Genomic DNA, 7,149 nt, shown 5'->3' with positions numbered 1-7,149 from the left:
GTTGGAGCCGACACCGGCGCCGTGCCCTCGGCACCCCCCGGAGTCCTCGACACCCCCGACGGCTGGCACGTCACCGTCGTGGGATCCAACGAAACCCTGCTCCCGGTCGCCCCGCTGACCACCGCGGTGTCCTCCCGCGAATACCTCGTCGGCGGCACCTTCACCGGCAACGTCACCGGCTCCGGCAAAACCAAACTCACCGGCGGCACCCTGGAAGCCGGCGCCCAGATCGGCTGCGGCATCATCACCGACGAAACCGAAATCAACCCCGGCGTCAGCTTCACCCCCGGCATCAAAATCCCCTTCACCGGCTCCGCCAACGAAGTCAACGCCGGCTTCGGCGTCAGCCTGCAGGGCAAGGTCTACCTCAAACCCGGCACCGTGACCATCGTCCCCATCGACAAAAAGTCGTTCAAGGGCAAGGGCACCCGCGTGACCATCACCGGAGTGCGCATCAAGTTCGACCAATGCGCCGGTCAGTCGTTCATCCGCACCTACTCCACCCTGACCAGCTCCACCGACAACACCGACGACGTCGTCACCTACCTCGGCGTAACCAAAGCCGTCTAACCAGGCACCCAGTACCCGACACCGATGACGCACACCGAACACTCCCCGGTTTCGACACCCACGAGAGGCACACGTTCCCGCATGTTCAATCGTCTCGCCACCCTGGCAGCAGTGGCCCTGCTGGCCCCGGTCGCCGTGGCACCGCTGGCCTCCGCCGAACCCGGCGTCGTGACCACCCCCGACGGCTGGAAACTCACCGTCGCCGCCACCAACGAAAGCCAACTCCCCGTCGCCCCCCTGACCACCGCCGCCTCCTCCCGCGAATACCTGGTCGCGGGCACCTTCACCGGCACCGTCACCGGCGGCGGCTCCACCCAACTCACCGGCGGCACACTCGACACCGGCTACCAAATCGGCTGCGGCATCGAACTGGGCCAAGTCCGCCTCGTCGGGTCGATCGGGTTGAGCACCTCCGGCTCCACCCTGGCCGGCATCATCCCCACCGGCGTGAGCATGCCGCTGTCCGGCACCCTGGAAATCCACCCCAAACCCGGCACCGTCACCAACGTCTCGGTGGACAAGAAATCCTTCAAAGCCGCCCCCGTGCGCGTCACCCTCAAAGACGTCCACATCAAAGTCGACGGCTGCGTCGGACAATCCTTCCTACGCTCCTACGCCACCCTCACCAGCTCCACCACCGACACCGACGACGTCGTCGCCTACTACGGCGTCACCAAAGCCGTCTGACGATCTGAGTGAAAGCGAAACACGAAGGCATGAGCGAGAACTCGGTCAAGAACACCATGGCCACCCTCGCCGCAGCCGGGCTGTTCGCGGTCGGCGCGCCGCTCGGGCCGAATGGGCTGTCGGTCCTGGCGCAGAACGGAACCGAGGGTGCGCCAGGAAAGCTCGGTGTCCCAGACGGGATCGACATGAGCCCGGGCGCCCTGCTCGGGCAGTACACGGTTCCCTCGGCACCCGGGGCGGGCCCGCCCACCAATGCGCCAAACCTCCGGGCGTTCAACAACGGGAACTTCTTCCCGCAGAACGAGAAGCCATCGGCGCCCGGTCAGGGCACCGTCGTCGGCGTCGCTCCGGGCCAGGAGAACGCCGACGTCTCCGGGCTCGATTGGCTCCGGGGGATCCGCTCGTTGTACCGCAACGGCAACCTGCATGGCGGGATGCTCGGCCAGACCCCCAAAGAGCAACTGGGTGAACCTCTTCCGGGCACCGCTCCCCCACCGGGAACGAATATCCCGCAGGGACTCGGTGAGAATCTGCCGGATCCGGCGAATCCCGCAGGGCCGCCACCGGCCCCGGGTGCACCGGTGATCCCGCCTCCTGGCGCACCGCCGGCTCCGTGACACATTCGGGCAGCGTTCGGTTTATATCCGGACGCTGTCCGAACGTTTATGCTGGACAGCGCATACGCAGTCCAGCCCTCGGGAGGCCGCGATGTCGGTTCGACCGAAACGCGCTCTTTTCGCGATAATCGCCGCCACCCTTGGCATATCGCTCGGCTACGCCGCCGCCGCTGCTGCTGACCCTCGCGCAGGGGCCCAATCAGCCGCCGACACCATTGCCGATCTCACCGCCCAGGGCTACAACGTCCAGATCAACTGGGTCAGCGGCGTCAGCACGGAGCCCCTCTCGCGCTGCAAGGTCACCGCGGTGCACAACCCCGACCGCTCCCCTGGCGCCGTGCCATCCAATACCACTGTGTACGTGGATGTTTCATGCCCCAACGAACCCGACGACTCGGGTGTCTGGGGCGGTATCGGCATCGGGTTCGGCTGAGCTGACCGTCAGAACGCAGCGCCATTGGGCGCTGTCGTGCTCTGGTACGGATTCGTCATCGTGGTCGTCGCAGGAGCCGTGGTGGTCGCAGGCGCCTCTTCGACCGGCGGCGGAGCCTCGACCGGTGGCGGTGGAGGGGTATCGGACGTGGTCACAGCGCCCGGCGGGGGTGGGTACGACGTGCTGGTCGACGACGTCGCCGACGTCGTGGCAGTGGTCGATCCCGGTGAGTCGAAAGCTGGGGGTGGCTCGCTGGAGTGCCGCGAGGTCATGACAACCGCCACGATCACCGCCGCAATCGCGACAATTCCTCCGAGACTGGCCAGCGCGACCGCAGTGGGGCGCTCATGCCACGGCGTGGTCTCGGCCGGTTCGCCGTGATGATTCGTGTCCAACACGGGTCAGAAGATCCCATCCACGACGCGGACGCCGTTGTCGGCCAACATCCTTTCATTATCGGGTAGGAACATGCCGCGTCGACTACTCGGGGTACACAAAGGGCTACGCTCACGCCATGGCCGATTCCGTCCTGCTCGACATCTCCGACCGCATCGCACTCATCACTGTCAACGATCCCGAGCGCCGCAATGCCGTCACCTTTGAAATGTCAGCGGCCCTGAGGGCAGCCGTCGACACCGCCGAAGCCGACCCCGGCGTGCACGCCGTCATCGTCACAGGGGCCGGCAAAGCCTTCTGCGCCGGCGCGGATCTGACCGCACTGGGCGCCGCCACCGAGGACGGTTTACGCAAGATCTACGACGGCTTCCTGGCCATCGCACACTGCACGTTGCCGACCATCGCGGCGGTGAACGGCGCCGCGGTCGGGGCAGGCCTGAACCTCGCGCTGGCCGCGGACGTCCGGATCGCCGGGCCCGGGGCACTGTTCGATCCCCGCTTCCAGAAGCTCGGCATCCATCCCGGCGGGGGCGCCACCTGGATGCTGCAACGGGCGGTCGGGCCCCAGGTCGCGCGGGCCGCGCTGCTCTTCGGAATGCGGTTCGACGCCGATGCGGCGCTGCGCCACGGCCTGGCGCTGAGCATTTCGGGCGATCCGGTGGGCGCGGCCCGTGAACTCGCGGCAGGCCCCGCGAGCGCGCCGCGAGACGTCGTCATCGCCACCAAGGCATCGATGCGGGCCACTGCCAATCCCGGTGTCATCGACATCGACCAGCATCGGATCGCAGTCGACACCGAGTTGGGGCCGCAAGCAGCCTCCATCGAATCACCCGAGTTCGCCAGTCGGCTGGCAGCGGCGAAGCGCAAGTAGCGCGGTCTACAGGTCGAGCAGCGCCAACTCCGGCGTCTCGATGAGGTTCCGCAGCTCGACCAGAAACCCGGCGGCCTGTGCCCCGTCGGCGATCCGGTGGTCGAAGGCACAGGTCAAGGTCATGGTGGGCCTGGCCGTCACGGCTCCGTCGATCACCACCGGCCGCGGCCGCAGCGACCCCATACCGAGAATCGCCGCCTCCGGGTAGTTGATCACCGGAACCCCGTCGTCGAGCCCGAGCGCACCGTAGTTCGACACCGTGAATGTCGAGCCCGTGAGTTGCTGCGGCGTCAGCGATCCGGCCCGCGCCCCGTCGATGAGTTGCGAAACCGTCTGGGCCAGTTCGCGAGTGGTGAGACGCTGGGCATTGGCGACGACGGGGACCAGCAGGCCGCGAGGAGCGGCGACGCCGAAACCGAGGTGCACGGCAGGATGTTGATGGATGCGCGGACGCTCGTCGGTGACCACCCAGGTCGAGTTCAGGATCGGGTGCCTGCGCAGAGCGATCACCAGCATCCGCAGGGTGAGGACGAACGGGGTGACGGGCAGTCGGTTGTCCGCGGCGACGATTCGGTCCCGCAGAGCAAGCAGCGCAGTGCAATCCACCTCGACGCTCGCGTGTGCATCAGGTATCTCACTGTGTGCCAACATCATTCGCCGTGCCATCTCGGCCTGGACGCCGCGCACGTCGAGCAATTCGTTGCCGTCGGCCGCCGCGAGCACATCGTCGCGGGTGATGATGCCCTCGGGACCGGATCCCGGTGCCAGCGCGGTGAGGTCAACGTGAAGTTCGGCGGCCAACTTGCGCACCGGCGGTTTCGCTCGCGGCCGTCCGGATTCCGGCACCGGGGCCCGACGACGGCTGGCATCCATCGAATCGTCGGCGCCGTAGCCGACCAGGACGGCCTTACGCGGTGTGCCGGTGCCGTTCGTGGGAGTGCCGGCCGGGGCGGATTCGCTGGTCTCGATCCTCGCCAGCAGCGCGCCGACGGCCAACGTGTCGCCTGCCGCCCCGCCGAGTTCGAGCACCTGCCCCGCATAGGGGCTGGGGATCTCGACTTCGGCCTTGTTGGTCTCGACCGTGCACAGCGTCTGGTTCAACGCGACAGTGTCGCCGACTGCCACGTTCCAGCCGGTGATGGTGGCGTCCTGAAGTCCCTCACCGAGATCGGGAACCAGGAATTCCCGGTTCACGGCTGGACCATCGCACGTTCGACGCAGTCGAGTAACCGGTCCACCCCGGGCAACCACAGCTTCTCCAGCCGGGCCGGCGGATACGGCGTGTCAAAACCGGTGGCGCGTAACACCGGCGCCTCGAGGTCGTAGAACAGCTCCTCCGATATGCGGGCGGCCAGCTCTGACCCGAACCCGAGGGTGCGTGGACCCTCGTGCATCACCACAGCGCGCCCGGTCCGGCGCACCGACTCGGCGATCGCGTCGAAATCCAGCGGGTTGAGCGTACGCAGATCGACGATCTCCAGGCTCCAGCCACGTTCGGCCGCAAGATCGGCCGCACTCAGTGCGGTGGCGACCAACCCGCCGTAGGTGATCACCGTGACGTCGGTTCCGGTGCGCCGCACCGCCGCCCGCCCGAGGGGCAGCCCCGGGGTGGCCGTGTCGACGGCTTCACGTGCCCAGTACCGACGCTTCGGTTCCAGATAGATCACCGGGTCCGGACAGGTGATCGAATGTCGCAACAGCCAATATGCGTCCGACGGCGTGGACGGAACCACGACCTTCAGACCGGCGGTGTGCAGCCAGTAGCTCTCGGTGGATTCGGAGTGGTGCTCCACCGCACCGATCCCGCCGAACGACGGAATGCGTACCGTCACACCCAGATTGACATCACCGTGGGTACGCATCCGGTACTTGGCCAGATGGCTCACGATCTGATCGAAGGCCGGGTAGCTGAAGCCGTCGAACTGGATCTCCGGCACCGGGGTGAACCCGCGGATCGCCATGCCGATCGCCAGGCCGATGATGGCCGACTCGGCCAGTGGCGTGTCGAAACACCGTTCGGCACCGAATGTTTCGGTCAAACCCTCGGTCACCCGGAACACCCCACCCAGGGTGGCGACATCCTCGCCGAACACCAGCACATGATCGTCGGCCGCCATCGCGTCGTGCAACGCGCGGTTGATCGCCTGCACCATCGTGAGTTCGGTGGTGGCCGGGACCGGCCGGAGGATCGGTCCCCACGGCTCGTGCGAATCACCCTGCGCGGCAGGCCGGTCAATGATCTGAGTCATTTTGCTCCTCGCGTCCGGTCATCTTGCTGCTCCTCGCGTCCGCGGCGCGTCATCACGCCTCCTTCGCCAACTCAGCCAGCAATTCATCGCGTTGCCGCGCGAGCTCCGGCGTGATCTCGGCATAGACGGTGTCGAACAACTCGGCGGGATCGTGATCGGCTCCACCGACGATGGCGTCGCGCAGCTCGGCGCACAGGCGGTGCGACCGCGCGGCGACCCGTTCCTGCAGGCGTTCGCTGAACACCCCGACGGATTCCAGATAGGTCCGATAGCGGGTGATCGGATCGCGGGCCAGCCAGTCCTGTACCTCCTCGGTGGATCGGTAGCGGGTGGGGTCGTCGGACGTGGTGTGCGGACCCATGCGGTAGGTGACGGCCTCGATCAGTGTGGGGCCGCCGCCGTGGCGCGCACGTTCGGCAGCCTCGGCCATCACCGCGTAACAGGCCAGCACGTCGTTGCCGTCGACGCGGATGCCGGGCATGCCATAGCCGACGGCGCGGTGGGCGATGGACGGTCCCGCCATCTGGTGGCCGACCGGGACGGAGATGGCCCACTGGTTGTTCTGGACGAAGAACACGCACGGCGCCTTGAACACCGACGCCATGTTGAACGCCTCGTGCGCGTCGCCCTCGCTGGTGGCGCCGTCACCCATGAAGGCGACCGTCACCGAGTCCTCACCGAGCCGCTCGGCGGCCATTGCCGCACCCACCGCGTGCAGACCGTGGGTGCCGATCGCGATGGCAACCGGGGCGACGCAGTGGCTGGTGAATTCGAGGCCACCGTGCCAGGCACCCCGCCACACCGCACCGATCTGCCCGGGCGCGATGCCGCGCAGCAAGAAGGCGCCGATCTCCCGGTACTGCGGGAACAGCCAGTCGGTTTTGCGCAGGCAGGCCGCGGCGCCGATTTGAGCGGCCTCCTGGCCTCGGCACGACGCGTACAGCGCGAGTTCGCCCTGCCGTTGCAGGTTGATGAACTCGGTGTCCAGGTCTCGGGTCACCACCATCGACTCGTAGAGCCAGCTCAGCGTTTCTGGCGGCAGATCGCGGCTGTAGCGCGTCTCGGGTGTTGGCGACCCGTCGGCCTCGACCAGCCGCACCGGATCCAGATCGACGCTCTGCGGCGTCGCATATGGCTCAGCCATACCGCCTCCTGTTCGGTGACGGCATGTTTCGCCGTCGTTCCGCGAGGTGCTCAGCGCGGCGGCGGTACAAACAAAACCCCTGGTGAGAGGCCGCCGGCTAGTCGCCTGGGTGTGGCGCTAGCCGGACGATCGCTCGGACGTCGCAGCGCTGGGGCATCACCGCCATTATGCGCCCGAATCAG

Annotated in this window: 9 protein-coding genes; 6 read left to right on the top strand and 3 right to left on the bottom strand. The window is 67.3% G+C overall.

Annotated features, from left to right (window positions below; all coding sequences use genetic code 11):
* The first annotated feature begins 21 nt into the window (after window positions 1-21).
* The 6 genes from BST13_RS11595 (at window position 22) to BST13_RS11570 (ending at window position 3,574) form a co-directional block, all read left to right on the top strand.
* Window positions 22-570, top strand: coding sequence for an MspA family porin (locus BST13_RS11595; protein ID WP_083163863.1), 549 nt, complete (start codon window positions 22-24; stop codon window positions 568-570).
* 81 nt (window positions 571-651) lie between these two features.
* Complete coding sequence (locus BST13_RS11590; RefSeq protein WP_083163860.1) at window positions 652-1,257, top strand: MspA family porin; 606 nt, start codon at window positions 652-654, stop codon at window positions 1,255-1,257.
* A 29-nt stretch (window positions 1,258-1,286) separates the two neighbouring features.
* Window positions 1,287-1,874: a hypothetical protein gene (locus tag BST13_RS11585; protein WP_083163858.1), complete on the top strand. Its 588-nt coding sequence runs from the start codon at window positions 1,287-1,289 to the stop codon at window positions 1,872-1,874.
* A gap of 91 nt (window positions 1,875-1,965) precedes the next feature.
* A complete protein-coding gene (locus BST13_RS11580) occupies window positions 1,966-2,307 on the top strand; it encodes a hypothetical protein (protein ID WP_083163856.1) in 342 nt (113 codons plus the stop codon).
* Between the two features lie 36 nt (window positions 2,308-2,343).
* Window positions 2,344-2,688, top strand: a complete 345-nt coding sequence (locus tag BST13_RS11575) for a hypothetical protein (protein ID WP_083163854.1) — start codon at window positions 2,344-2,346, stop codon at window positions 2,686-2,688.
* 133 nt (window positions 2,689-2,821) lie between these two features.
* On the top strand, window positions 2,822-3,574 hold the full coding sequence (locus BST13_RS11570) for an enoyl-CoA hydratase (RefSeq protein ID WP_083163851.1): 753 nt from the start codon (window positions 2,822-2,824) through the stop codon (window positions 3,572-3,574).
* A gap of 6 nt (window positions 3,575-3,580) precedes the next feature.
* Here BST13_RS11570 and BST13_RS11565 read toward each other — a convergent pair whose 3' ends face one another.
* From BST13_RS11565 to pdhA, 3 genes are read right to left on the bottom strand one after another with little or no spacing between them, the layout of a single operon-like run.
* Entirely contained in the window at window positions 3,581-4,768 is a 1,188-nt protein-coding gene (locus BST13_RS11565) for a dihydrolipoamide acetyltransferase family protein (RefSeq protein WP_083163832.1), read from the bottom strand.
* Entirely contained in the window at window positions 4,765-5,823 is a 1,059-nt protein-coding gene (locus BST13_RS11560; RefSeq protein ID WP_083163829.1) for an alpha-ketoacid dehydrogenase subunit beta, read from the bottom strand. Before BST13_RS11560 ends, BST13_RS11565 begins: the two co-directional genes overlap by 4 nt.
* Window positions 5,824-5,875: 52 nt before the next feature.
* Window positions 5,876-6,967 (bottom strand): pyruvate dehydrogenase (acetyl-transferring) E1 component subunit alpha, encoded by a 1,092-nt coding sequence (gene pdhA / locus BST13_RS11555; protein ID WP_083163827.1) that lies wholly within the window; start codon window positions 6,965-6,967, stop codon window positions 5,876-5,878.
* Window positions 6,968-7,149: the final 182 nt, after the last annotated feature.

The sequence above is a fragment of the Mycobacterium aquaticum genome, from assembly GCF_002086485.1.
GTDB lineage: Bacteria > Actinomycetota > Actinomycetes > Mycobacteriales > Mycobacteriaceae > Mycobacterium > Mycobacterium aquaticum.
This window is presented reverse-complemented; position numbering and strand designations above follow the sequence as displayed.

What these genes read in the sequence shown, in the direction of transcription:
- BST13_RS11590 (WP_083163860.1), top strand. Translation starts at nt 652, where the DNA reads ATGTTCAATCGTCTCGCCACCCTGGCAGCAGTGGCCCTGCTGGCCCCG.
- BST13_RS11585 (WP_083163858.1), top strand. Translation starts at nt 1,287, where the DNA reads ATGAGCGAGAACTCGGTCAAGAACACCATGGCCACCCTCGCCGCAGCC.
- BST13_RS11580 (WP_083163856.1), top strand. Translation starts at nt 1,966, where the DNA reads ATGTCGGTTCGACCGAAACGCGCTCTTTTCGCGATAATCGCCGCCACC.
- BST13_RS11570 (WP_083163851.1), top strand. Translation starts at nt 2,822, where the DNA reads ATGGCCGATTCCGTCCTGCTCGACATCTCCGACCGCATCGCACTCATC.
- BST13_RS11560 (WP_083163829.1), bottom strand. Translation starts at nt 5,823, where the DNA reads ATGACTCAGATCATTGACCGGCCTGCCGCGCAGGGTGATTCGCACGAG.
- pdhA (WP_083163827.1), bottom strand. Translation starts at nt 6,967, where the DNA reads ATGGCTGAGCCATATGCGACGCCGCAGAGCGTCGATCTGGATCCGGTG.